Annotated in this window: 20 protein-coding genes and 1 pseudogene; 4 read left to right on the top strand and 17 right to left on the bottom strand. The window is 71.0% G+C overall.

All coding sequences use genetic code 11. The annotated features are described in order from the left end of the window. Positions 1 to 90 precede the first annotated feature (90 nt). The 17 genes and pseudogenes from ACZ3YO_RS07990 to ACZ3YO_RS08070 form a co-directional block, all read right to left on the bottom strand. The gene (locus ACZ3YO_RS07990; protein WP_465554365.1) at positions 91 to 255 is read right to left on the bottom strand and encodes a hypothetical protein; all 165 of its coding nucleotides are present in this window, start codon (positions 253 to 255) and stop codon (positions 91 to 93) included. 294 nt (positions 256 to 549) lie between these two features. Then, positions 550 to 2,061, bottom strand: coding sequence for an Asp-tRNA(Asn)/Glu-tRNA(Gln) amidotransferase subunit GatB (gene gatB / locus ACZ3YO_RS07995; RefSeq protein WP_465566355.1), 1,512 nt, complete (start codon positions 2,059 to 2,061; stop codon positions 550 to 552). Between the two features lie 76 nt (positions 2,062 to 2,137). After that, positions 2,138 to 2,377 (bottom strand): hypothetical protein, encoded by a 240-nt coding sequence (locus tag ACZ3YO_RS08000; protein WP_396320942.1) that lies wholly within the window; start codon positions 2,375 to 2,377, stop codon positions 2,138 to 2,140. Further along, positions 2,374 to 3,867 (bottom strand): Asp-tRNA(Asn)/Glu-tRNA(Gln) amidotransferase subunit GatA, encoded by a 1,494-nt coding sequence (gene gatA / locus ACZ3YO_RS08005; protein WP_465554360.1) that lies wholly within the window; start codon positions 3,865 to 3,867, stop codon positions 2,374 to 2,376. The genes ACZ3YO_RS08000 and gatA overlap by 4 nt, the downstream gene beginning before the upstream one ends. Before the next feature lie 5 nt (positions 3,868 to 3,872). Next, a complete protein-coding gene (gatC, locus tag ACZ3YO_RS08010) occupies positions 3,873 to 4,169 on the bottom strand; it encodes an Asp-tRNA(Asn)/Glu-tRNA(Gln) amidotransferase subunit GatC (RefSeq protein WP_035845952.1) in 297 nt (98 codons plus the stop codon). A gap of 392 nt (positions 4,170 to 4,561) precedes the next feature. Next, a pseudogene (locus ACZ3YO_RS08015) lies at positions 4,562 to 6,124 on the bottom strand (putative bifunctional diguanylate cyclase/phosphodiesterase); the annotation flags it as partial. 373 nt (positions 6,125 to 6,497) lie between these two features. Next, positions 6,498 to 8,801, bottom strand: coding sequence for an NAD-dependent DNA ligase LigA (ligA, locus tag ACZ3YO_RS08020; RefSeq protein ID WP_465567176.1), 2,304 nt, complete (start codon positions 8,799 to 8,801; stop codon positions 6,498 to 6,500). 23 nt (positions 8,802 to 8,824) lie between these two features. Further along, the gene (locus tag ACZ3YO_RS08025; RefSeq protein WP_465566360.1) at positions 8,825 to 9,835 is read right to left on the bottom strand and encodes a methionine synthase; all 1,011 of its coding nucleotides are present in this window, start codon (positions 9,833 to 9,835) and stop codon (positions 8,825 to 8,827) included. 138 nt (positions 9,836 to 9,973) lie between these two features. Continuing rightward, the gene (locus ACZ3YO_RS08030) at positions 9,974 to 12,181 is read right to left on the bottom strand and encodes a right-handed parallel beta-helix repeat-containing protein (RefSeq protein ID WP_465566363.1); all 2,208 of its coding nucleotides are present in this window, start codon (positions 12,179 to 12,181) and stop codon (positions 9,974 to 9,976) included. A 277-nt stretch (positions 12,182 to 12,458) separates the two neighbouring features. After that, positions 12,459 to 14,579 carry a right-handed parallel beta-helix repeat-containing protein gene (locus ACZ3YO_RS08035; RefSeq protein ID WP_465566366.1) on the bottom strand — a complete coding sequence of 707 codons (2,121 nt, stop codon included), beginning with the start codon at positions 14,577 to 14,579 and terminating at the stop codon, positions 12,459 to 12,461. 394 nt (positions 14,580 to 14,973) lie between these two features. Continuing rightward, positions 14,974 to 17,094: a right-handed parallel beta-helix repeat-containing protein gene (locus ACZ3YO_RS08040; RefSeq protein WP_465566368.1), complete on the bottom strand. Its 2,121-nt coding sequence runs from the start codon at positions 17,092 to 17,094 to the stop codon at positions 14,974 to 14,976. Between the two features lie 365 nt (positions 17,095 to 17,459). Then, positions 17,460 to 18,149 (bottom strand): SDR family oxidoreductase, encoded by a 690-nt coding sequence (locus ACZ3YO_RS08045; protein ID WP_465566371.1) that lies wholly within the window; start codon positions 18,147 to 18,149, stop codon positions 17,460 to 17,462. 13 nt (positions 18,150 to 18,162) lie between these two features. Then, complete coding sequence (locus tag ACZ3YO_RS08050; protein ID WP_465566373.1) at positions 18,163 to 18,687, bottom strand: LOG family protein; 525 nt, start codon at positions 18,685 to 18,687, stop codon at positions 18,163 to 18,165. A 174-nt stretch (positions 18,688 to 18,861) separates the two neighbouring features. After that, the gene (locus ACZ3YO_RS08055; RefSeq protein WP_465566376.1) at positions 18,862 to 19,869 is read right to left on the bottom strand and encodes a hypothetical protein; all 1,008 of its coding nucleotides are present in this window, start codon (positions 19,867 to 19,869) and stop codon (positions 18,862 to 18,864) included. 184 nt (positions 19,870 to 20,053) lie between these two features. After that, positions 20,054 to 20,629, bottom strand: coding sequence for an HD domain-containing protein (locus ACZ3YO_RS08060; protein ID WP_465566378.1), 576 nt, complete (start codon positions 20,627 to 20,629; stop codon positions 20,054 to 20,056). 174 nt (positions 20,630 to 20,803) lie between these two features. Further along, positions 20,804 to 21,322, bottom strand: a complete 519-nt coding sequence (locus ACZ3YO_RS08065) for an NUDIX domain-containing protein (RefSeq protein WP_465566380.1) — start codon at positions 21,320 to 21,322, stop codon at positions 20,804 to 20,806. An 86-nt stretch (positions 21,323 to 21,408) separates the two neighbouring features. Beyond that, positions 21,409 to 21,876 carry an NUDIX hydrolase gene (locus ACZ3YO_RS08070; protein WP_465567179.1) on the bottom strand — a complete coding sequence of 156 codons (468 nt, stop codon included), beginning with the start codon at positions 21,874 to 21,876 and terminating at the stop codon, positions 21,409 to 21,411. Between the two features lie 65 nt (positions 21,877 to 21,941). Between ACZ3YO_RS08070 and ACZ3YO_RS08075 the strand changes: the two genes are divergently transcribed. From ACZ3YO_RS08075 to ACZ3YO_RS08090, 4 genes are all read left to right on the top strand, one after another. Beyond that, a complete protein-coding gene (locus tag ACZ3YO_RS08075) occupies positions 21,942 to 22,673 on the top strand; it encodes a GntR family transcriptional regulator (protein WP_465567182.1) in 732 nt (243 codons plus the stop codon). Positions 22,674 to 22,813: 140 nt separating this feature from the next. After that, positions 22,814 to 23,260 carry an ATP-binding protein gene (locus tag ACZ3YO_RS08080; protein WP_465566383.1) on the top strand — a complete coding sequence of 149 codons (447 nt, stop codon included), beginning with the start codon at positions 22,814 to 22,816 and terminating at the stop codon, positions 23,258 to 23,260. Between the two features lie 485 nt (positions 23,261 to 23,745). After that, positions 23,746 to 23,895 (top strand): hypothetical protein, encoded by a 150-nt coding sequence (locus tag ACZ3YO_RS08085; RefSeq protein WP_465566386.1) that lies wholly within the window; start codon positions 23,746 to 23,748, stop codon positions 23,893 to 23,895. Further along, positions 23,892 to 25,070 carry a methyltransferase domain-containing protein gene (locus tag ACZ3YO_RS08090; RefSeq protein WP_465566389.1) on the top strand — a complete coding sequence of 393 codons (1,179 nt, stop codon included), beginning with the start codon at positions 23,892 to 23,894 and terminating at the stop codon, positions 25,068 to 25,070. The genes ACZ3YO_RS08085 and ACZ3YO_RS08090 overlap by 4 nt, the downstream gene beginning before the upstream one ends. The last annotated feature ends 2 nt before the right edge of the window (positions 25,071 to 25,072 follow it).

The raw sequence follows: 25,072 nt of genomic DNA on the forward strand, positions 1-25,072 counted from the left end.
ATATCCCACCTCCCGGACGCCCGGAAGGGGAGGCGCTGGACCGCGCCTCCCCTTCCGTCTCCGCCCCGGCCTCGGCCGGGTGGCGGCCCGTCAGCACTCGCGCAGGCGCGCGGTGCGCCGGTCGGCACGGGTGGCGACCAGGCGGCGGATCCCGCGGCCGGCCTTCGGGACGACGGCCTCGCGGACCATCCGCTCGTGCTCGGCGCGGTGGCGGAGTTCGCTCTGGTGCTGCTGGATGAGCTCGTACTCGATCACGGTGTTTCCCCTCGTGGTGGTCTCTCGTTCTGAGGTAAAGACTCCTCTCCCAGGGGGGTGCACCACATCGGCAGCCTGCCGCATCTTCCGGGCGCCGATCGCCTTAGGGGGAGCCCCGGAAACGGCGAAGGCCCGGTTCTACCCCTCTTATAGGGGTGAAACCGGGCCTTAGACCGCACTAAGGCACCTTAGAAGGCCTTAGTCGCCTTAGAAACTCAGGCCGAGTAGCCGAACCGCTCCGGGCTTTCGGGCTCTGCCCGCTGCCCTTCCACGCCGGGCCGCTCCGGACCGTTCCTACTGCCCTTCCACGCCGAGCCGCTCCAGGATGAGGTCCTTCACGCGGGCCGCGTCGGCCTGGCCGCGGGTGGCCTTCATGACCGCGCCGACCAGCGCGCCCACCGCGGCGACCTTGCCGTCGCGGATCTTGGCGGCGATCGCCTCGTTGCCGGCGATGGCCTGGTCGACGGCGGCACCGAGCGCGGAGTCGTCCGAGACGACGGCCAGGCCGCGCTTCTCGACGACCTCGTCCGGCTCGCCCTCGCCGGCCAGCACGGCCTCGATGACCTGACGGGCCAGCTTGTCGTTCAGCTTGCCCTCGGCGACCAGCGCGGTGACCCGGGCGACCTGCGCCGGGGTGATCGGCTGCTCGCTCAGCTCGGTGCCGGTCTCGTTGGCCCGGCGGGCCAGCTCGCCCATCCACCACTTGCGGGCCTGGTCGGCCGGGGCGCCGGCGGCGATGGTCTCCAGGATCGGCTCGACCGCACCGGCGTTCAGCACCGACTGCATGTCCTTGTCGGACAGGCCCCACTCGCCCTGCAGCCGGGCCCGGCGCACGCGCGGCAGCTCGGGCAGGCCGGCCCGCAGCTCCTCGACCCACTCGCGCGAGGGCGCGATCGGGACGAGGTCCGGCTCGGGGAAGTAGCGGTAGTCCTCGGCGTTGTCCTTGATCCGGCCCGAGGTGGTGCTGCCGTCCTCCTCGTGGAAGTGCCGGGTCTCCTGGACGATCGTGCCGCCGTCGGTCAGGACGGTGGCGTGCCGCTGGATCTCGAACCGGGCGGCCCGCTCCACGCTGCGCAGGGAGTTGACGTTCTTGGTCTCCGAGCGGGTGCCGAAGGTCTGGGTGCCGTTGGGGCGCAGCGACAGGTTGACGTCGCAGCGCATCTGGCCCTTGTCCATCCGGGCCTCGGACACGCCCAGCGCCTTGATCAGCTCGCGCAGCTCGGCGACGTACGCCTTGGCGACCTCGGGGGCGCGCTCGCCGGCGCCCTCGATCGGCTTGGTGACGATCTCGATCAGCGGGATGCCGGCCCGGTTGTAGTCGAGCAGCGAGTGGGTGGCGCCGTGGATCCGGCCGGTCGCGCCGCCGACGTGGCTGGACTTGCCGGTGTCCTCCTCCATGTGGGCGCGCTCGATCTCCACACGGAAGGTCGAGCCGTCCTCCAGCTGCACGTCGAGGTAGCCGTTGAAGGCGATCGGCTCGTCGTACTGCGAGGTCTGGAAGTTCTTCGGCATGTCCGGATAGAAGTAGTTCTTCCGGGCGAACCGGCACCACTCGGCGATCTCGCAGTTCAGGGCCAGGCCGATCTTGACGGCCGACTCCACGCCGATCGCGTTGACCACCGGAAGCGAGCCCGGCAGGCCCAGGCAGGTCGGGCAGACCTGGCTGTTCGGCTCGGCACCCAGCTCGGTCGAGCAACCGCAGAACATCTTGGTCTTGGTGCCCAGCTCGACGTGGACCTCAAGGCCCATCACCGGGTCGTACGACGCGAGAGCGTCCTCGTAGGAGACCAGGTTCATGACGCTCACAGCGTCCCCTTCGCTAAAAGTCTGTGGAGGTACGGGCCCGGCCGCGCACCGGGGTGCGGGCCGGGCCGGGGGCTTCTCAGCCCAGCAGCACGTCGTCGTCGCCGAGGCGGCGCAGTTCGCGCACGAGCAGGGCGGTGCCGGTGACCAGGGCCGCGGCGCCGACCAGGGCGTTGATCAGCTTGAGCGTGTCGTTCTCGCCGCGGGCCTTCTTCACGTCCTTGACGATCGAGACCGCGCCGAAGGCGCTGGTACCGATGGAAAGCCACAGGCCGGGCTTGCTGTGCTTGAAGCCCTTGGCCTTCTCGATCTTGCTCACAGTGCCGGTGCCTCCTCCAGCAGGGGGTGCCCCCACTTGTCGTTGAGTGCGGCCTCGACGGCGCCGCCCACGCGGTACAGGCGGTCGTCCGCCATCGCGGGTGCGATGATCTGCAGGCCGACCGGGAGATTGTCCTCCGGGGCCAGTCCGCAGGGCAGCGACATGGCCGCGTTGCCCGCGAGGTTCGACGGAATCGTGCACAGGTCGGCCAGGTACATCGCCATCGGGTCGTCGGCGCGCTCGCCGATCGGGAAGGCGGTGGTCGGCGTGGTCGGGGAGACCAGGACGTCCACGCCGGCGAACGCGGCGTCGAAGTCGCGCGAGATGAGCGTGCGCACCTTCTGGGCCGAGCCGTAGTAGGCGTCGTAGTAGCCCGAGGAGAGGGCGTAGGTGCCGAGGATGATGCGGCGCTTCACCTCGGGGCCGAAGCCGGCCTCGCGGGTCAGGGCGGTGACGTCCTCGGCGGAGCGGGTGCCGTCGTCGCCGACCCGCAGGCCGTAGCGCATCGCGTCGAAGCGGGCCAGGTTGGACGAGGCCTCGCTGGGCGCGATCAGGTAGTACGCGGGCAGCGCCAGGGTGAACGACGGGCAGGAGACCTCGACGACCTCGGCGCCCAGCTCGCGCAGCAGCTCCACGGACTCGTTGAACCGCTGCATCACGCCGGCCTGGTAGCCCTCGCCGGCGAACTCCTTGACGACGCCGATCCGCATGCCGCGGATGTCGCGCCGCTTCGCCGCCTCGACCACGGCCGGGACCGGCGCGTTGATCGAGGTGGAGTCCAGCGGGTCGTAGCCGGCGATGGCCTCGTGCAGCAGTGCCGCGTCCAGCACGGAGCGGGCGCACGGGCCGCCCTGGTCCAGGCTGCTGGAGAACGCGACCAGGCCGTAGCGGGAGACCGAACCGTAGGTCGGCTTCACGCCGACGGTGCCGGTCACGGCGCCGGGCTGGCGGATCGAGCCGCCGGTGTCGGTGCCGATCGCCAGCGGGGCCTCGTAGGCGGCCAGCGCGGCGGCCGAACCGCCGCCGGAGCCGCCGGGGATGCGGCTGAGGTCCCACGGGTTGCCGGTGGCGCCGTAGGCGGAGTTCTCGGTGGAGGAGCCCATCGCGAACTCGTCCATGTTGGTCTTGCCGAGGATGACCACGCCGGCGTCCTTGAGACGGGTGGTCAGGGTGGCGTCGTACGGCGGGATCCAGCCTTCGAGGATCTTGGAGCCGCAGGTGGTCGGCACACCCTTGGTGGTGAAGACGTCCTTCAGCGCGAGCGGGACGCCGGCCAGCGGGCCCAGCTCCTCGCCCTTGGCGCGCTTCTCGTCCACGGCCTTGGCGGCGCTCAGCGCGCCCTCCGTGTCGACGTGCAGGAAGGCGTTGACCTTCTTGTCGACGGCCTCGATGCGGTCGAGGTGCGCCTGGGCGACCTCGACGGCGGAAACCTCGCCGTTGGCGATGGCGCTCGCGGTCTGAGCGGCGGTGTAGCGGATCAGCTCGGTCATCTCGGTCAGTCCTCCCCGAGGATCTGCGGCACACGGAAACGCTGCTCCTCGGCGGCGGGGGCGCCGGCCAGCGCCTGCTCCGGAGTGAGCGACGGCCGCACCTCGTCCGCGCGCATGACGTTGGTCAGCGGGAGCGGGTGGGAGGTCGGCGGGACGTCCTGTCCGGCGACCTCGGAAACGCGGGCGACCGCGCCGATGATCACGTCGAGCTGCTCGGCGAAGTGGTCCAGCTCTTCGGCCTGCAACTCCAGACGCGACAGCCGAGCGAGGTGGGCGACCTCCTCGCGCGTGATGCCAGGCATGCAGCGATCCTCAGGGTGAGTTCTGGTGAGGCCCGGCGGTGCGGTGAAGCGTGCCGGGCCCGGGCAGGAGCAGCCGGCTCGGCGCTCCCGTCCTCTTGGTCTGTGGCCCCATCCTATGGGGCCCGGCCCGGCCACCGGCCAACGAGTAACGCCGGGGCCCGGTCACCGCGGCGCGGCGCGACGGCTCCCCGCGGCGTCGGGGAGCGCCACTGCGGGCCGCCCGGAGGCTAGTTCGGGCTCCCCGGGGCCCGGATCTCCATCTGCGCGGCCTGCGCGGCCTGGACCACGGGCGGTAGGACGGGCGGGACGACCGGGTTGATCACCGGGTTGATCACGGGCTGGATCCCGGGCTTGAGCACCGGCTGGATCGCGGGTGGCATCACCGGCTGGATGCCGGGCTGGAGCACCGGCGGCAGCTGCGCGGCCGTGGTGAGCCGCTCCACCGGCGGGGCGCCGGTGCGGTGCACCCGCAGCCAGGCGGTGGCCTGCTCCGCCGGCAGCGCCGCGGAGACCAGCCAGCCCTGGACGGCGTCCACGCCCATGCAGTGCAGCCGCTCCCAGGTCTCGTCGTCCTCGACGCCCTCGGCGACCACGGTCAGGCCGAGCGAGTGCGCCAGCTCCACCGAGCAGCGGACCACCGCCGCGTCGTGGTCGTCGGCGACCATCCGGGAGACGAACGAGCGGTCGATCTTCAACTCGCCGACCGGCAGGCTGCGCAGCCGCACCAGCGAGGAGTGGCCGGTACCGAAGTCGTCCAGGGACATCCCGACGCCGTAGCCGCGCAGCTCGGCCAGGGTGTCGGCGGCGCGTCGGGAGTCGTCCAGCAGCAGCCGCTCGGTGATCTCCAGCTGGAGCGCGTGGGCCGGCACCTGGTGGCGGACGAGGTGGCCGGCGACCCGCTGGGCGAAGCCCGGGTTGAGCACGTCGCGCGGCGAGACGTTCACCGCGACCTGCACCTGGAGCCCCTGGTCGCGCCAGTAGGCGAGCTGGCCGACGGCCGCCTCCAGCACGTAGTCGGTCAGCCGTGGCATCAGGCCGCTGGACTCGGCGAGGCCGACGAACTCGTCCGGCGAGACCTTGCCCTGGCCGGGCCGCTCCCAGCGCAGCAGCGCCTCCAGCCCGACCACCCGGCCGTCGAAGGCCACCTTCGGCTGGTAGTGCAGCTGCACCTCGCCGGTCTCCAGCGCCCGCCGGAGATCCCCCAGTAGCCCGATCCGGTACGGCGTGTCGGCGTCCTGGGTCTCGTCGTACTGCTCGACCGAGGTGTGGCCGCGCTGGGCGTGGCCCATCGCGACGTCGGCGCGGCGCAGCAGCGACTCGGCGTCCTGGGCGTGCTGCGGATAGACGCAGACGCCGGCGCTGGCCTCCAGGACGAGCAGCAGCCCGTCGAGGCGGATCGGCGCGGCCAGCTCCGTGATCAGCGCCTTGGCGACCCGCTCCAGGGTGTCCGGGCAGCCGATGCCGGGCAGCAGGACGGCGAACTCGTCGCCGCCCATCCGGGCCACCATCGGGCGCCCGCCCCGGTAGTGCCGGGGCAGCCCGGCGAACACGTCGTCGATGGACTCCCTGGTGGCGCTGCCGGCCGGGCCGCCGGAGCGCAGCGCCCGGTGCAGCCTGCGGGCGATGTGCACCAGCAGCCGGTCACCGGCGGTGTGCCCGAGCGTGTCGTTGAGCGACCGGAACCGGTCGAGGTCGAGCAGTATCAGCCCGACGCTGTACCCCTGGTCGTGTTCGGCGATCGCCTCCTGGGCGGCCAGCAGTAACGCCTGGCGGTTGGGCAGGTCCGTCAGCGGGTCGGTGAGCTGGTCCCGGGCACGGTCGCGGGCGATCCGCCAGGCCGCGACCAGCACGGCCAGCGGCACGGCGAACAACGGCAGCAGCTCGGGCTCGTACCGGTAGACCAGAACGGCCAGCGGAATGAGCGGCGCGGCGCCGGCCAGCAGCACGCCGAGCAGCAGGACCGCACCTGCCACCCCCTGCGGCGGGCGTGTGGGCGCACCGCCGGTCGTACGATCCATAAGCCCTGTCCTCCGTCGGGCCCGCCCCGTCAGGCCGCCTTACGGTGAGGCACCGTGCTGGTGCCGGCAGCTGCCGGGCATGGAGCGACCCCGCGGAGACCGGCTCAGCCGGTGCCCCCACCCCTGCTGACACTCTGTTGCGCTCCAGGGTATTCCGGGGTCCACCGCGCGGGCAGACTTTCGGACAACCGGGAACGCGCCACCGCGTTCGGGTGTCGCACAGTGACACAATGCCCGCTTTCACTGTGGAGCACCCGGTGACGTTGCATCAGGACGATAACAAGACGGACTCGGCGCTTCCGCGCGCGGGTCACTCCCCGGCCGGGGCCGCCTCCTCCTCGGAACCCGCGGCGGACCCCTCGGCGGTCTCCGGTTCGGGCAGGCCGAGGTGGCGGCGGGCGGCGTCCGGCCCCTGCTCCAGCAGGACGGCGAAGCCCGCGTCGTCCAGCACCGGCAGGCCGAGCTGAACGGCCTTGTCGTACTTGGAACCGGGGTTCTCGCCGGCCACCACGAAGTGCGTCTTCTTCGACACCGAGCCGGTCACCTTGGCTCCGCGCGAGGTCAGCGCCTCCTTGGCGCCGTCCCGGGTGTGCCCGGTCAGCGTGCCGGTGACGACGACGGTCAGGCCCTCCAGCGGACGCTCGCCCTGCTCCTCGGCGAACTCCTCGGTGAAGCGGACGCCTGCGCGGCGCCACTTCTCCAGGATCTCCCGGTGCCACTCCTCCTGGTGCCATTCCTTGATCGAGCGGGCGATGATCGGGCCGACGCCCTCGACCGCCGCCAGCTCCTCCTCACTCGCCCCGAAGATCCTGTCCAGATCGCGGAACTCCCGGGCCAGCTCCTGGGCGGCCACCGGGCCGACGTGACGGATCGACAGCCCGTTGATGAATCGAGCCAGCGGGCGGTCCTTCGCCTTCTCCAGGTTGTCGAGAAGCGTCCGGAGCGACTTCTTCGGCACACCCGTCGTGGTGGCGAAGAAGAAGACCTCCTTCTCCTTGCCGGTCTTGTCGTCCAGCTTGGGCATGCCCGTCTTCGGATCGCGGACCAGCACCTTGATCGGCAGCAGCTGCTCCTCGGTGAGGCCGAAGATGTCGCCCTCGTCCTTCACCGGAGCCTCGGCCGGCTCCAGCGGCTGGGTCAGCGCGGTGGCCGCGACATAGCCGAGGCCCTCGATGTCCAGGGACGAACGGCCGCCGAGGAAGGCGATCCGCTCGCGGACCTGGGCCGGGCAGAACTGCGCGTTCGGGCAGCGCAGGTCGATGTCCCCCTCGGCCATCGGGCGCAGCTCGGCGCCGCACTCGTGGCAGTGCGAGGGCATCACGAACTCCTGCTCGGTGCCGTCCCGCAGGTCGTAGACCGGGCCGAGGATCTCCGGGATGACGTCGCCCGCCTTGCGCAGCACCACGGTGTCGCCGAGCAGGACGTCCTTGGCCTTGACGACCTGCTGGTTGTGCAGCGTCGCGTACTGGACCATCGAGCCGGCCACCTTGACCGGCTCCGCCAGCACCGCGTACGGGGTGGCCCGGCCGGTGCGGCCGATGCCGACCTTGATCGCGGCCAGCTTTCCGGTGACCTCCTCCGGCGGGTACTTCCACGCGATCGCCCAGCGCGGGGACTTGGAGGTGGCGCCGAGCCGGCCCTGGAGCGCGATCTCGTCCACCTTGACCACGACGCCGTCGATCTCGTGCTCGACCGAGTGCCGCTGCTCGCCGTACTGCTTGATGAAGGCGCGGACCTCGTCGAGGGTGGCGACCACCCGGTTGTGCCGGGCGGTGGGCAGGCCCCAGTCGTGCAGCAGCCGGTAGGCGTGCGACTGGCAGTCGATGTCGAAGCCGACCCGGGCACCGATGCCGTGCACCACCATGTGCAGCGGGCGGGAGGCGGTGACGTGGGCGTCCTTCTGGCGCAGCGAACCGGCGGCGGCGTTGCGCGGGTTCATGAACAGCCGGATCATCGCCCGGGGCCGCCTGCCCTCCTTGGCGCGCTCCTCGTTCTCCTGCCGGCGGCGTTCGTTCTCCTCCGCGAACGAGGCGTTGAGCGCCTCGAAGGCGTCGGTCGGGAAGTAGACCTCACCGCGGATCTCGACCAGCTCGGGGATGTCGTCGCCCTTGAGCCGGTGCGGGATCTCCTTGATGGTGCGGACGTTGGCGGTGATGTCCTCGCCGACGCGGCCGTCGCCGCGCGTCGCCGCCTGCACCAACTGGCCGTTCTCGTATGTCAGGTTGACGGCCAGGCCGTCCACCTTGAGCTCGCAGAGATAGTGGTACTCGATGCCGTGCAGCTCGCCGGCGACGCGCTCGGCCCAGGCCGCGAGCTCGTCGTCGTCCATGGCGTTGTCCAGGCTGAGCAGCCGCTCGCGGTGCTCGACCGCGGCGAACAGCTCGGCGACGGCGCCGCCGCCCACCTTCTGCGACGGCGAGTCCGGCGTGACCAGGGCCGGGTGCTCGGCCTCCAGACCCTCCAGCTCGCGCATCAGCGCGTCGAACTCGGCGTCGCTGACGACCGGCGCGTCCTGCTCGTAGTAGCGGGCGCGGTGGTCCTCGATCTCGGCCGCCAGCTCGGCGTGCCGTCTGCGCACCTCCGCCGGGATCTCCTCCCAGCCCTCGACAGCCACCACCGCAAGCCCTCCGTTACGTCCTACTCCGGGTTGTCCACCAGGCTCTGGGCCGCCCGCGCGCTGAGCGACAACGCCTGGCGCGCGTACGCCGGGGAGGCCCCGGCCAGCCCGCAGGTGGGTGTCACCAGCACGCGGCGGCCCAGCAGCTCCGGGGCGAACCCGAGCCTGCGCCACAACGTCCTGACACCCTGGACACTACCGGCCGGGTCCGACAGTCCCTGGTCAGTGGACGGGACGACACCCGCGAGGATCATCGTGCCCGCCTCGACCGCCTCGCCGAGGTCGTCGTCCATCCGGTCCGTCAGGAGCGAGAAGTCCAGCGAGATCCCGGCCACCCCGGCCCGCCGCAGCAGGGGAACCGGAACGTCCGGCGCGCAGGAGTGCACCACGACGGGCGCGTCCAGACCACGGATCAGCTCGCGCAGGGCCTCCTCGGCGACCTGCCGGTCCACCGAGCGCAGCCGCTGGAAGCCGCTGGCGGTCTTGACCTGGCCGGCCAGCACCGCGGGCAACGACGGCTCGTCGAGCTGGAGCACCACCTCCGCGCCCGGGATCCGCTTGCGGACGTCGTCGAGGTGGCGGCGCAGGCCCTCGGCGAGCGAGCCGGCGATGTCACGGCAGGCCCCCGGGTCGGCGAGCGCCTTCTCGCCGTGCTTCAGCTCGATCGAGGCGGCCAGCGTCCACGGCCCGACCGCCTGCACCTTGAGCGCGCCCCGGTAGCCCTGGGTGAACTCCTCGAGTGCGTCCAGGTCCTCGCCCAGCCAGGAGTGGGCCCGCCGGGTGTCCCGGCCGGGGTGGTCGGCGAAGCGCCAGCCGCTCGGCTCGGTCTGGGCGAACAGCTCGACCAGCAGGCCGGCCCCGCGCCCGATCATGTCGGCGCCCGGCCCGCGGGCGGGCAGCTCCGGGAGGAAGGGCAGGTGCTCCAGCGCCCCGGTGGCCGTCTTCGCGGCCTCCCGGGCGTCGGTGCCGGGCAGCGATCCGACGCCGGTGGCGGCGCCGACCAGGTCGGGGAAGGGGTGTCCGTTGCTCACCCTCGAAGCGTACGAGATCGGGGGGACGGCGGCGGACGGGAGCGAGTGGGCTGTCCACGGCCACGGACGGCCGCGGCCCCGGCCCCGAGCGTGGAGCTCGGTGCCGGGGCCGCGGGTGTCCGGGCCGACCCGTTCCGGTCAGTACTCCTCGCTGCCGAAGGAGTCGACCACCACGTGGATCGGCGCGCCGCTCGCGTTGTAGAACGACACCCAGTCCCCCTTCACCGGCACCACGACCTGGTTGGCGATGGTCTCGCCGGCCACGAAATTGAGGTTCGAGACGTTGGGCATCACCTGACCGCCCGGGTAGACGGTGAGGTGGCCCTCGGCGCCCGGCTCGGTGACCGTGACGTTCAGGGTCCTCGCGGCGGTGGAACTGCTGGAGCCCACGTAGACCGACAAGGTGCTCCAGGCCGGAACGGCACCTGGGGGACGCGAGTGGTACCGGTCGGTGCTGAAGTACGTCCGGGTGTCCATCACCCGCGTCGGACCGTACGGGCGGTAGCTGAGCCTGCCCTCGGCCGTGTAGTAGCCGGCCAGGTCCGCGAGCAGGTGCACGGTGCCGCCGGAGGCGTTGTAGAACGACACCTTGCCGTCCTTCACCGGGACCGTCACCAGGTTCGGAATCGTCCGGCCCGCCGTCCAGTTCACGTTCGACGCGTTGGGCGCGGCACCACCGTGCGGGTAGACGGTGAGGTGGCCGTCCACCGTCGGCTCGGTCACGGTCACGTTCATCGTCACCGCGGTCACACCCGTCGCCGGGATCCCCGCCACACCCGCGACCGGCAGGTCGACGGTGCCCCACGCCGGGACGGCCTGCGCCGACGCCACCCCGATCGGCTCCCGGGTGTCCAGCAGACGGGACGGACCCTGCGGGTGGAAGAGGTCGCCCTTCGAGCTGTAGTAGCCGGCCAGGTCGGCGATCAGATGCACCGGGCCGTCGGAGGCGTTGAAGAAGGACACCTTGCCGTCCCGCACCGGCACCGTCACCAGGTTGGCGATCGTCCGGCCGGCCTCCCAGTTCAGGTTCGACGCGTTCGGTACCGCGTCACCGTGCGGATACACCGTCAGGTGGCCGTCCTTCGTGGGCTCGGTCACCGTCACGTTCATCATCACCGCCGTCAGGGCGGTGGCCGGCACCCCCGCCCCACCCGCGACCGGCAGCTCCACACTGCTCCAGGCCGGGACGGCCTGCGCCGACGGGACACCGATCGGCTCACGAGTGTCCAGCAGACGGGTCGGGCCGGCCGGCGTGAACGCGCTGCCGACGTTGGTCTCCTCTCTTGAACCGCGGTCGCGGAAGCCGCTGCCGGTACCGGTGTTGGGCACCCGCGGGTCGTCCGCGGGGGCATAGCCGTCGCTGTCGGTCGCCGGCATCCCGGGCGCGTTCTCGTCGGCCGAGTCGATCCTGTGGCTGACGGGTGTGTCCGGTCCCGGCGAGGCGGGCGAGGCCGGCTCCACGTAGTCGTGAACGCCCTGCCCGCTGGCGGCGGTGAACGCCGGCTGGTCGGCGTAGGCGGTGCCGGCCCAGTTGTAGACGAGGCCGTCGCTGCGCGAGTCGACGATGTTGTAGTCCACCTTGGTCCCGGCGGTCGCGGCGGCCGCGACGGTGATGCCGGTGTGCTGCGCCGGGTCCACGCCGGCGCAGGACCCCCCGAACAGGGGCCCCGTCTCGACCACGTTGTTCTCCACCGTGGCACCGCCGGATGCCCCGGTCAGGACCACGCCCGGTCCGCAGAACGACAGCATGCTGTTGCCGACGATCACCGTGTTCGGGGCGCCGTCGACCAGGACGGCCGTGCCGCCGGTGCCGCTGACGAGGTTCGTGGTCAACACGGTCCCGGTGGAGCCGCCGTCCACCGTGAAGGCCGTCCCCTTCACGTTGACGCTGGTTTCGCTGCGGGAGAAGACCACCTGGCTGGAGGCGTTGGTGACATGGGCGCCCCCGGTCATCAGGTTCACACCGGTGAACGACACGTCTCGCGCGCCGTCCACCGTCAGCGGCTTCCCGTCGGGCATGAAGACGACCAGGTTCTCGAACCTGAGGTGCTCGCCCTTGACGACGAAACTGTTGATCGAGTGGCCCCACTCGCCGATGTGGGCCATGCCTCCGGAGTACCGGGCCGGGCCGCGGAAGGTGATCGGCGCCTCGGCCGTACCGGAGCCCGCGACGGTGAGGTCCCCCTCGTCGTAGACGCCGTCGGCGATCTCGACCGTCTGGCCCGGACGGGCGACTGCGGCGGCGGCACCGACGTGGCAGAACGGCGCGGCCTGGGTACCGGCGCCGCTGTCGGTGCAGTTCAGCCCGGCCTTGTTGTTGACGTACAGCGTGGTGGCGCCGGCCACCGCAACGCTCGTACCGACGGCCGGCAGGCCGACCGTGCCGAGCAGCGTGGCCCCGACGGCCAGGGCTGTGCGAAGTCTGGAAATGGGATGCCCCCCTGGGCGGAAATGCGGACCGGTGCCGCGTGTGAGCCCTCGTCGGCCTGGGGTTCCCGGCGGAGGGCGAACGGGATCATGCCACAGGGGTGAAGCCCCCGCCAAGGTGCTTTCCGGGGGCTGCCTGTACGCCCGTGGGGCAGGAAGTCGGACCGGCCGACTTCCTGCCCCACGGGCGGCGCGATCAGTACGCCTGGAAGCCGAAGAAGTCGACCACGAGGTGCAGCGGCGCACCGCTCGCGTTGTACAGGGAGATCATGCCGTCCTTCACCGGCACCACGACCTGGTTGGGGATGGTCTCCCCGGCCAGGAAGTTGAGGTTCGAGGCGTTCGGCGCCGCGTCGCCGTGCGGGTACACGGTGAGGTGGCCCTCGGCCCCCGGCTCGGTGACCGTGACGTTCAGGGTCGCCGCGGCCAGGTACGGCACGTCGCCGACGTAGACGTCGAGGGTGCCCCAGGCCGGAACGGTGCCCGCCGGACGGTCGCCGTTCTCGCGGTGGGTGTCCTCACGGGTGTCCATGAACCGCACCGGCCCCGCGGAGTAGTAGGTCAGCCGGCCCTCGGCTGCGTAGTAGCCGGCCAGGTCGGCGATCACGTGCACCGTGCCGCCGGAGGCGTTGAAGAACGACACCTTGCCGTCCTTCACCGGAACCGTCACCAGGTTCGCGATCGTCCGCCCGGCGGGCCAGTTGAGGTTCGACGCGTTGGGCGCCTTGCCGCCGTGCGGGTAGACCGTGAGGTGGCCGGCCTGCGTCGGCTCGGTGACCGTGACGTTCATCGTCACGGCCGTCACGCCCGTGGCCGGCACTCCGGCCACACCCGCGACCTGAAGATCGACCGTCCCCCAGGCCGGAACCGCCTGCGCACTCGGTACGCCGACCGGCTCCCGGGTGTCCAGCAGCCGCGCCGGACCCTGCGGGTGGAAGAGATCGCCCTTGGCGCTGTAGTAGCCCGCCAGGTCGGCGATCACGTGCACCGTGCCGCCGGAGGCGTTGAAGAAGGACACCTTGCCGTCGTTCACCGGGACCGTCACCAGGTTCGGAATCGTCCGGCCGGCAGCCCAGTTGAGGTTCGAGGCGTTCGGCGCGACGTCACCGTGCGGGTAGACCGTGAGGTGGCCGGCCTGCGTCGGCTCGGTGACCGTGACGTTCATCGTCACGGCCGTCACGCCCGTGGCCGGCACTCCGGCCACACCCGCGACCTGAAGATCGACCGTCCCCCAGGCCGGAACCGCCTGCGCACTCGGTACGCCGACCGGCTCCCGGGTGTCCAGCAGCCGCGCCGGACCGGCCGGTGTGAACAGGCTGCCGAAGGTCAGGGACTCGTAGGCGCCCCGGTCGCGGAAGCCGCTGCCGGTGCCCGTGTTGGGCACGGTCGGGTCGTCGGCGGGCGCCTTGCCCCAGTAGTCGGTCTTCAGCATGCCCGGCGCGTTCTCGTCGGCCGAGTCGACCAGATGGTCGAGCGGCGCGTCCGGGCCCTTGTGGACCCAGGTCGACGCGACGAAGTCGTGCGCGCCCTGACCGCTCGCCGCCGTGAACTCCGGCTGGGCGGCGTACGTGGCGCCGGCCCAGCTGTAGGCGGCGGCGCCGCTGATCGGGTCGACGACGTTGTAGTCCACCTTGGTGCCGGCGGTGGCGCCCGCGGCGACGCTGATGCCGGCCGCCCGTGCGATGTTCTCCCCGCACGGCGTCGTGCCGGCCTGCGCGGTGTTCACCGCGTTGTTCTCCACGACGGCACCGCCCGAGGCGCCGTCGAGCGTGATGCCCGCGAAGCACTCCGTGCGGACGTTGTTGCTCACCACGACGGTGTCGGGGGCGCCGTCGACCAGGATCCCGGGTCCGTCCGGGCTGCCGCCGGTGTCGATGATGTTCGTGCTCAGCACGGTCCCGGTGGAACCGCCGTCGACCCGGAAGGCCGGGCCGCGCAGATTGTGGAGGAAGCCGCCGGCGAAGGTGACCTGGCCGGAGCCGTTGGTGATGTGTGCACCGCTGCCGCCGGAGCCCCAGACGCCCGTGAAGGACACGTCGTGGCCGCCGTCGACCACCACGACCGGCTTCTGGTACGAGCCGAGGGCCAGGTTCTCGAACCTGATGTGGTCGGCGCCCCGGACCACGACGGCGCTGTCCGGGTAGTTCGGTGCGCCGCCGGTGATGTTGGCGTTGCCGTGCTGCTTGTCCGGGCCGCGGAAGGTGATCGGCGCCGCCGCCGTTCCCGAGCGCGTCACGGTCACCGCGGTGTCGACGTAGCTGCCCGCGGCGATCTCCACTGTCTGCCCCGGCTGGACGACGGCGGCGGCCGCGGACACGTGGCAGAACGGGGCGTTACGGGTGCCGGCGCCGGCGCCGCTGTCCGAGCAGTGGGCCTCGGCCGCGTTGTTGACGTAGAGCGTGGTGACCGCTGCTGCCGCGACGCTCGTACCGACGGCCGGCAGGCCGACCGTGCCGAGCAGCGTGGCCCCGACGGCCAGGGCTGTGCGAAGTCTGGAAATGGGATGCCCCCCTGGGCGGAAAATGCGGACCGAATGCCGCGTGCGAGCCCTCGTCGGCCTGGGTCTCCCGGCGCAGGGCCTGGGTCTCCCGGCGGAGGGTCGATCGGGATCATGCCACAGGGGGCGGGAACCGCACCACGCGGCAACCCGAAGCGGCCCCGGCACCGAGCACGGGGCTCGGTCCGGGGCCGCTGCGGTGCCATGGGGCCGGTCAGTACGCCTGGTAGCCGAACAGGTCGACGACGAGGTGCAGCGGCGCACCGCTGGCGTTGTAGAACGAGATCACGCCGTCCTTGACCGGGACCACGACCTGGTTGGGGATGGTCTCCCCGGGCAGGAAGTTGAGGTTCGAGGCGTTGGGGGCCGCAGCGCCGTGCGGGTACACGGTGAGGTGGCCCTCGGCTCCCGGCTCGGTGACCGTGACGTTCAGGGTCACCGCGGTGACGTTCGGGATGTCACCGAGGGGGATGTCCAGCGTGCCCCAGGCCGGGACGGTGCCCGCCGGACGCTCGCTGTCCTCCCAACGGATGTACTCACGCGTGTCGATCAGCCTCCACGGCCCCACCGGGCGGTAGCTCACCTTGCCCGCGGCGGTGTAGTAACCGGCGAGGTCCGCGATCAGGTGAACGGTGCCACCCGAGGCGTTGTAGAAGGACACCTTGCCGTCCTTCACCGGGAGCGTCACCAGGTTCGGGATCGTCCGCCCGGCCGTCCAGTTGAGGTTCGAGGCGTTCGGCGCCTTGTCCCCGTGCGGGTAGACGGTGAGGTGGCCGGCCTCCTGCGGCTCGGTCACCGTCACGTTCATCGTCACCGCGGTCACGCCCGTCGCGGGGATCCCCGCCACGCCCGCGACCGGAAGGTCGACGGTGCCCCACGCCGGCACGGCCTGCGCCGCCGGGACACCGATCGGCTCACGGGTGTCCAGCAGACGGGTCGGACCCTGGGCGTGGAAGAGGTAGCCCTTGGTGCTGTAGTAGCCGGCGAGGTCCGCGATCAGGTGCACGGTGCCACCCGAGGCGTTGAAGAAGGACACCTTGCCGTCCTTCACCGGGACCGTCACCAGGTTCGGGATCGTGCGACCCGCCGCCCAGTTGAGGTTGGACGAGGCCGGCGCCTCGTCGCCGTGCGGGTAGACCGTCAGGTGGCCGTCCGCCTGCGGCTCGGTCACCGTCACGTTCATCGTCACCGCGGTCACGCCGGTGGCCGGGATGCCCGCCACGCCCGCGACCGGCAGGTCGACGGTGCCCCACGCCGGCACGGCCTGCGCCGCCGGGACACCGATCGGCTCACGGGTGTCCAGCAGACGGGTCGGGCCGGCCGGGGTGAACGCGCTGCCCACGTCGAGGTTCTCGTAGGCGCCGCGGTCGCGGATGCCGCTGCCGGTGCCCGTGTTGGGCACCGTCACGTCGTCCGCCGGCGCCCAGGCGCCACGGTCGGACGGCAGCATGCCCGGGGCGCTCTCGTCGGCCGAGTCGACCGTGTGGTCCAGCGGCGCGTTCGGGCCCTTCTGGGACCACGACGGCACCACGAAGTCGTGCGCGCCCTGACCGGTGGCCGCGGTGAAGGCGGCCTGGGTGGCGTAGGTGGTACCGGCCCAGTTGTAGCCGGCGCCACCGCTGCGCGACTCGACGACGTTGTAGTCCACCTTGGTATCCCGGGTGGAGTTCGCCCCGACGGTGATCCCGGTGGCCCTGGCGGCCTTGTCACCGCAGGACTTGTCGAGGTCCGCGGCGGCGTTCACCACGTTGTTCTCGACCACCGCGCCGGTCGACGCGCCGTCCAGCACGACGCCGGGGAAGCAGCGCGTGTTCATGGAGTTGCTCACCACGACGGTGTTCGGGGCGTCCTTGACCAGGATGCCCGTCTCGTCGTCCACGGAGCCGGGCTGCAGGACGTTGGTGGTGACCACCGTTCCGGTGGAACCGCCGTCCACGATGAGCCCCGGGCCCGCCGTGTTGATGTCGCCTCGCCCGAACAGCACCTTGTCGGACCCGTTGGTGATCCGGACGCTGTTGCCTCCGGAGATTCCGGTGTTGTCGAACGCCACGTCACGGGCGCCGTCCACCACCACCGACGGCCCCCGGTAGACCGGGGTGATGACCAGGTTCTCGAAGCGGACGTGCTCGGCACCCTTGACGAAGAAACCGTTGACCGGCTTGTCCCAGCTGCCGAACCGGGCGCCGCCACCCGAGGTGTTCTCGTTCTTCTTCGCGCGGAAGGTGACCGGCGCGTCCGCGGTGCCCGACCGGGTGATGGTCAGGGTCTCGTTGTAGGTGCCGTCGGCGATCTCGACGGTCTGGCCCGGCTGGACCACGGCCGCCGCCGCACCCACGGTGCAGAACGGTGCCGCCTGGGTGCCGGTGCCGCTGTCGGTGCAGTTGGCGCCCGCGGCGTTGTCGACGTAGAGCGTGGTGGCCGCGGCGACCGCGCTGTTCGCTCCGACAGCCGGCAGGCCGACCGTGCCGAGCAGCGTCGCGCCGACGGCCAGCGCTATGCGGGTTCTGGAAATTGGGATGCCCCCCTGGGCGGGAAATGCGGTCGAATGCCGCGTTCATACCCTCGTCAACCTGGGGTTCTCCCGGCGGAGGGCGGAGGGATCATGACACAGGGGGGAAGTCCTCGCCAAGGCGGTTTCAGGGGCCCGTCGTAGCACCGTGGAGCAGGAAGTCGGCCGGACCGACTTCCTGCTCCTCTGCCCTACTTCCCGGGGCGGACGGTGATGTCGGTGATCTCCGCGTCGCGGGAGGCGTCGAGCGCGGCGAGGATCGCCTTCGCCACCGACTCCGGCTCGATCCAGCGGTCCGCGTCGTACGCCTTGCCCTCCTGCTGGTGGACCTTGACCTGCATCGCGGTGGCGGTGCGGCCCGGGTAGACCGAGGTGACCCGGACCCCGTTGGCGTGCTCCTCCTGGCGCAGCGAGTCGGCGAGCGCCCTCAGCCCGTGCTTGCTCGCCGCGTACGCCGACCAGTCGGCATGGGCGTTGAGGCCCGCGCCGGAGTTGACGAACACCACGTGGCCCTTGACCAGCCGCAGCGAGGGCAGAAGCAGCCGGGTCAGCTCGGCGGGGGCGACCAAGTTGACGTTCAGGGTCTCCTGCCAGGCCTTGACCGGCAGTTCACCGACCTGGCCGAGCTCGACCACGCCCGCCACGTGCAGCAGCGAGTCCAGTTCGACCGGGAGCGCCTGGTGACCGAAGGCCCAGGAGAGCTTGGCCGGGTCCTTGAGGTCCCCGACCAGCGTCCGGGCGCCGGGGAAGCGCTCCCTCAGCTCGGCGCCCCGGCGGGCGTCGCGGGCCAGCAGCCAGAGTTCGTCCCCGCGCTCGGCGAGACGTTCGGCGAGAACGGCGCCGATGCCGGAGCCCGCGCCGGTGATCAGATGTGCAGCCATGGCCCCGATCCTCTCAGGCCTTGAGCTGGTCGAAGACCTGAGCCGGAGTGTCCGCGAAGTTGATCAGCTCACCGAGCGGGCGCGGCAGGAAACCCTCGGCGTCCATCCGCTCCAGCTGGGTGCGCAGGCCCGCGTAGAACCCCTCGGTGTCGAGGACGATCACCGGCTTGTCGTGCAGCGCGTGCTTCTTGAGCTCCAGCACCTCGGTCACCTCGTCCAGCGTGCCGAGTCCGCCGACCAGCACGACCACCGCGTCCGCGCGCATCAGCAGCTGCGCCTTGCGCTCGGCGAGGTCCCTGGTCATGACGAGCTCGTCGGCACCCTCGTACCCCTTGTGCCTGAGCAGCTCGACGAGGACACCGACCAGCTTGCCGCCGGCCGCCTTCACCCCGTCCGCGAGCAGCCCCATCAGCCCGGCGTTCGAGCCACCCCAGACGAGGGTGTGGCCGCCCTCCCCGAGGAGCCGGGCGAACTCGGCGGCGGGGGCGGTGTAGCGGTCGTCGAGGGAGTACGCGGAGCAGAAGACAGTGATGTTCATAGTGCTCCCCGGTCTATCACGCCCCGATGATCCTTCTCACCGGCATTACGCGCCACCGGCCGAACAGGGCGGGCGCCGGCCGGCGAACTCAAAGGGTCAGTCCTTGTACGGGACGAGCTCCGACAGTCCCAGTGTGAAGCCGAAGGGCTCCGGGATGCCGATCGGCGTCGTTGCTCATGCGCAGGAGGATAGGAGCCCCGAGCCACCGCGGGCATGTCGGTCCGAGAGGACACACAGGACGGCGACCAGACCGGCGGCGAGGCGGTCCGCAGGGGCGGCGGGGGCGTCCTCCGGCCGGTGGGACGCGAGGCGGGCGGCGAGCCACCCCGGGGACGCCCAGCCGGCCTGGATGGCCATGGTGGTGACCCGGCGCAGCAGGTCGTCCTCCGGGACGGCGCGGGCGCGCTCCCGGAGGTCGGGCGGCAGGTGCACGGTCATCCGCTCCCAGGCCGTCGGGTCGGGCGGTGGCGTGACCGGCGCGGGCGCTTCGCCCGCGCGCGGAGTGGTAGCTGTCACCACAACAGCAACCATCTGCTCTACCTGGTAAGGGACTTCCTGGTTGTGTCCGCACGTGCGGAGCGTCGATCCCGTACGTGCGGACTTGTCCGGCTCCGCACCTGCGGACTTCTGCTCGCCGCAGCGCGGTTGTGGCAACACCGCACGTGCGGACCTGGCCGACTCCGCACGTGCGGGCTTCCCGGAATCGCAGCGGAGCATTTCCTGCTTGACGCGCCGGGCGTCGGCGCGCAGGACGGCGAGGGCGGCGTCCCAGTCGGGGACGCCGCCCAGGGGCATGGTGATGGCGTAGCCGCGCACGCGGGTGCCGGAGGGGCCGTGGACGAGGGCCATGACGCCGGCCGCCTCTGCGGCGCGGTAGAAGCCGGGGACGGAGTCCTTGGAGACCCGGCAGGCGCGGGAGAACCAGAGGTTGGACGGCGGGCAGTGGAGGTTGGTCCCGTCCGCGTCGGCCTTCTGCGCGGCGTGCATGAGGAAGAGGACGAAGGACGGCCCGAGGGACTTCCAGGGCCCGCCGGTCGGGACGCTCTGCATCCACTGGCCGATGCGAACCCGGAACTCGTTCGCGGGTGGTGTGCCGGTGGGACGGGCGAGGGCAAGAGCCTCGGTGGTGACGACGTGCACGTTCGACCTTTCGTGGCCGATATGCGAGCCGGACGACAGCACGGCTGGCATACTGGCCGAGTTCGGTATGACGCGTGCGCCGGAACCGCCAAGTTGTAGGCGTACGCGTGGAAATGGCCACCGCCCGACTGGGCGGTGGCCATTGCAGTTTATGCCACGAGAGCAGCGGATTTGACGGACAGTCATAGATTCGCTGCGGTAAGTGCTCGCGCGCACGGACTGCTTGCTACGCGAGGTAGACCTTCTGCCACTCCAGTGAGGTCATCGAGAGTGCCGCCTCGGCGAGCTCGCGAGCGGAGTCGGTCTTGAGGCTGCCGAGGCTGCTGTCGATCCAGGGCTGAACGTTCTGATAGCCCTGCTCGCGGTACTCGACGGCCTGAAGGAGACATTCGAGCTTGTCAGCATCGTGCGCCACGACGACCTCCAGGCTGTCCGCATTCTCGTACTCCTCCACGATCGCCTGGACACCGGAGACGACAGCCGGATGCGCGGCACTGACCTGGTCGGCCGTGACCCCCTCGTTCGAGGCGGCGGTCAGGTAGCGGCGGCCGATGTGCGGGATGTCGCCGATCCGGGTCTCCTGCGTGTCGTGGAAGAGGCAGAGCAGGGCGACCTTCGCGGGATCAGCGCCCTCCATCATCGCCAGGACCGCGCCGACGAGCCCGGTGCGGAACGAGTGCTCCGCAATGGTCTCGGGGTCCTTCACCCCAGCGATCCACCAGCCCGACCGCTTGGCCCGCTTGAGCATCCCCGCCTCGAAGAGGTAACCCGCCGTGCCCTTCGCCTGCGCTTCCTCGGCCATAGCCGCCCTCTCGGTCATCCGTTGTAGCCCTTGTGAGAACACATCCAGAAGCCTTCTGCTCCCGGCGGCCTGCTCCGCGAGCAGGCCGCCGGCTGCTCCGCGAACGCCTCCGCAAAGACCTCCTTTAACTGCCCCTCAAGATCCGCTGTTTGCTCCCATCCAGGAGGTGAACCGTCACTGTCCCCACGCCTCCGCCCCGTCACGCAGGTACAGGGTGCTGCCGTCAACGAGCGCCTTGACGGCAGCGCGCAGCCGGTTCCGTTGGCGAATGCGCAGCCGGCCTGTGACCTCCGCTGCGGGGAGGAACAGGGCCTCGGACAGTCCATCGTCGTGCGGGCACACCCGCGCTGCCAGCTCAGGTGCAAGGGTGCCAGCGTCGAAGATGAACGCGATCTGGTCGTCCCACGGGCCATGCGGAGAAACCCAGTCCACGACCAGCAGGCGGCGGATGGTGATCTCCAGGGCCAGTTCCTCGCGCAGTTCCCGCACCGCTGCGTCGTCCGGCGGCTCATTGGCTTCTGCCATCCCCCCGGGTAGGTCCCTGCCCGCCTTGTAGGTCGGGTTGACGGTCAGAATGCGACCAGCCTGGTCACGCAGGATGACGTCCGCCGAGACGCGCTTCCGTGCCTGTCGCGCATTGCCCTCGGCGAGGTAGGCGTTCCAGGCGTCGGTGTCGGTGGGTGCGGGCCTCACGTTGAACCGCCCCCAGACGACGGGATGATGTCGGCGAGCAGGGTTGAAGCTACGTACCCGCTCCGGATTCGTACCCAGCCGACGGCCTACTCGCCCAGCAGGCACCGGCCGTCGTGGGAGCGGACACTCGGCGCGGAGTCGTCCCGGAGCGCGTCCAGCAGACGCACGGCGTAGACCTCAGCCATGCGGTCGGACACCTCGGCTGGAGTGAGCCAGTCGACCGCGGTCGACTCGGCCGAGAGCCGTTCGGTCCCACCCTCGGGGTGACAACGGAAGACCAGGGCGACGATTCCGCGGTTGATGTTCTTGTAGATCCCGGTCAGCCGCTCAACACTGACCTTGATCCCGGTCTCCTCGTAGATCTCGCGCCGTACACCGTCCTCGACCGCCTCCGTCAGCTCCAGCACACCGCCCGGCGGCTCCCACGTGCCGTTGTCCGCGCGGCGAATTGCCAGCACCCGGCCGTCCTCCCGCACCACCGCCCCCGCGACGGACACCGAGTGGAGCGGCGTTGACTGGGCCTTCCCGGCGCTGTTACTCATGTGCAGGAGAATAGGAGCCCTGAAAGACTATGGCGAGTGGTGAAGTGGCCTCCTCGGCCAAGGCGAAGTATCTGTAGATCGCGGATGATCTCGCCGCACAGATCAAGTCGGGCGTTCTCGCTCCTGGCGCGGCCGTGCCCAGTGAGGCTGAGCTCATGCAGCGGTACGGAGTCGCGTCCGGGACAGTCCGCAAGGCTGTCGCCGAACTCCGGACGTCTCAGCTGGTCGAGACGCACCACGGTCGCGGTTCATTCGTCCGTTCCCGGCCGCCGGTCCAACGCAAGTCTTCGGACCGTTTCCGCCGCGCCCACCGCAAGGCTGGCAAAGCCGCCTATCTCGCAGAGGCGGAGGTGGCCGGCGGCGTCCCATCCGTGACCGTGCTGTTCGTCGGCCCCACCGAGGCACCACCGGACATCGCCGAGCGGCTGAGCCTCCCTGCCGGCACTCAGGTACTGGCCCGCAAGCGCCGGTACTTCCGAGACGGCGTGCCAACCGAAGAAGCCACGTCGTACCTGCCGTGGGACATGGTCAAGGACATCCCGGAAGTCTTCGCCGAGAATCCCGGCGGCGGTGGCATCTATGCCCGTCTCGAAGAACACGGACATGCGCTCGCGGAGTTCACTGAGTCCGTACGGGCCCGGCTGGCGACCAAACCCGAGACCGCAGCACTGGCGCTGAGCCCTGGTTCGCCGGTGATCCATCTCGTTCGGGATGCGATCACCGCGGACGGCCGTGTGGTGGAGGTATGTGACACCGTCATGGCCGCTGATCAGTTCGTCCTGGACTATCGCTTCCCTGCGTGCGACTGACTCACAATCAACTTCAGTAATCCGACGCGAGGTTACCTCTCGCGGCAGGGTTGACTCATGCACAGGAGTCGGGCACTCTTCTACTCATCACTCATGTACATAAGTGCAGGAATATGCCTCATCTAGAGGAGATAGCCGCCATGGCCGTTCCCCAGCCACGCGCGTTGCTGGAGACTCGCACACGTCCCGGCGCCGAATCGGCGCCGGCCCTTACGCCAGATGAAGTGCTGTTGCCCTATCAGCCCGAGTCGGTGAGCCAGGCTCGAAAGCTGAGCCGCGACAAACTCGCGGAGTGGGGATTGGCGCAGCTGATCGACGCGGCCCAACTGGTCACCAGCGAACTGGTGACCAACGCTGTGAAGACAGGCTGCGGTCATCACATGACGGTCACCGTCCGGCGAGTCTCCGATGGGACCGTACGGATCTCGGTGCGTGACGGCTCGCGATCGCTGCCGGTGCTGATCCGCGCTTCCGACGATGACGAATGCCACCGGGGGCTCGGACTCGTCCACCTGCTGACGAACGGCCGGTGGGGAGTCACGGTCGAGCCGTTCGGCAAGGTCGTCCACGCCGACATCGGTCGGTGACGGAAGCCTCTGCGGCGCAGCTCCCCGACGACCGCGAAGTCGCCGAGCCCGAGCCTCTTCGTGTCTGGACCGCCTACGCCGTATCAGCGGCGGCCCTGTTGCACGTCGTCGCAGCCACGCTCGTGCTGATCTCCCGCGTGTGCCGCTGATACAGCGGCACACGCGGCACTCACCAACCGCGAGGAGCACAGCCATGTCCACCCCGCAGCCCCCGCCGCCACCCGAGCCCAAGCCCGACGGCCACCCCTCGCCCCGGCCGCCGGGCCGGTAGCGCCAGGGCAGGTCAAGCCGGCAACAGGCAGTAACCCCACCAGCTCCCGCTGTCCGGAAAGGCGATCCACGGTGACAGCGGAGGCATCCCCGAGGGCGGTCGCGCGCCCTCGGGGAGCTGCCGCCCGCCATACCTCCTGGAGGATGCGAGAGGCGGCCGGGCAACACCCCGGCAGGCGACCGCCTGTCGGCCCGACCAGCACGGAGGTACGGACATGGGTAAGCGCGGCGGCGGTTCCGGCGACGGCAAGGGCGGCGGCCAGCAGGACGACGGCAACAAGGGCGCCGGCCACGGCGGTGGGGGCTCCGACGAGGGTGGCAACACCTCGGACGGTTCGGCCCCGGCGGGCGGCGGCGGCAAGTGACCGGCGAGACGCACAAGGAGGCGGGCCCCCTGGGGCTCGCCTCCGCGCTGGTGGCCGGCGGCGCGCTCTCCTCGGACTGGCTCCCCTCCTTCAAGGCAGTGCCCCGTGAGCTGTTCGTCCCGGATCGGATCTGGCCGGGCATCGCGGACGGCACCGAGCAGACCCCCGTGGTGCACCGGTCGCAGGACCCCGAGGCGTGGCGGAGGGCGGTCTACTCGGACATCCCGCTGACCACACAGTGGGACGACGGGGACCACGAGGGCGACGGACTCGGCACGACGCCGAGTTCGTCCAACTCCATGCCGACCATGGTGTTCTCGATGCTCCAGGACCTCGACGTGCGCCCGGGCGACAGGGTGCTGGAGATCGGCGCCGGGACCGGCTGGAACGCCGGCCTGCTGGCCCACCGCCTGGGCGGCCCCAACGTGGTGACCGTCGAGTACGACCCGGACGTTGCTCGCGGGGCCCGGGAGAACCTCGACCGGGCCGGACTCGGGCCAACCGTGGTCGAGGGCGACGGGCGGGCGGGGTGGGCGACGGGCGCTCCGTACGACCGGGTGATCGCCACCTGCTCCCTGCTGGAGATCCCTCCGGCGTGGCTGGAACAGACTGCCCCCGGCGGGATCATCGTCGCCCCGTACGGCACCGAGTACGGCGGCGAGCAGATCGTCCGGCTGGCCGTGAACGACGACGGGACCGGCGCGAGCGGCAGGTTCACCCGGAGTTCGGCGTTCATGCGGCTGCGCCAACAGCGCACGGACCGGCCGCCCTTCGAGGACTACCTACGCGGGCAGGAGTGGCCGGCCGACGGGGTGAGGAGCATGACCACTCTCGCCCCTGCGGACACGGGCGGGTGGTTCGAACAGTTCGTCATCGGGTCCGGCGTGCCCGGGGCGTTCTGGCGGGCGGAGCGCTACGAGGACGGCGCGTACACGCTCTGGCTCTACAGCCGCGACACCCTGTCGTGGGCCTCTGTCGACCACGAGCGGGGCCGCACGGAGTACGAGGTGTACCAGTCCGGCCCCCGCAGACTGTGGGACGAGGTGGCCGCCGCGTACCGGTGGTGGGCCGACCGGGGCCGCCCCGGATACGAGCGGTTCGGCCTGACGGTCGCCCCGGACGGGCAGTACGTCTGGCTGGACTCCCCGGACAACCCCGTTCCGCAGCACGCGTGACA

The organism is Kitasatospora sp. NPDC022785, from assembly GCF_055561295.1.

Bases quoted from the DNA above. Each gene is read 5' to 3' on its own strand.
- ACZ3YO_RS08050 (WP_465566373.1), bottom strand. From the start codon at position 18,687: ATGAACATCACTGTCTTCTGCTCCGCGTACTCCCTCGACGACCGCTAC.
- gatC (WP_035845952.1), bottom strand. From the start codon at position 4,169: ATGCCTGGCATCACGCGCGAGGAGGTCGCCCACCTCGCTCGGCTGTCG.
- ACZ3YO_RS08060 (WP_465566378.1), bottom strand. From the start codon at position 20,629: ATGGCCGAGGAAGCGCAGGCGAAGGGCACGGCGGGTTACCTCTTCGAG.
- ACZ3YO_RS08085 (WP_465566386.1), top strand. From the start codon at position 23,746: ATGGGTAAGCGCGGCGGCGGTTCCGGCGACGGCAAGGGCGGCGGCCAG.
- ACZ3YO_RS08045 (WP_465566371.1), bottom strand. From the start codon at position 18,149: ATGGCTGCACATCTGATCACCGGCGCGGGCTCCGGCATCGGCGCCGTT.
- ACZ3YO_RS08080 (WP_465566383.1), top strand. From the start codon at position 22,814: ATGGCCGTTCCCCAGCCACGCGCGTTGCTGGAGACTCGCACACGTCCC.
- gatA (WP_465554360.1), bottom strand. From the start codon at position 3,867: ATGACCGAGCTGATCCGCTACACCGCCGCTCAGACCGCGAGCGCCATC.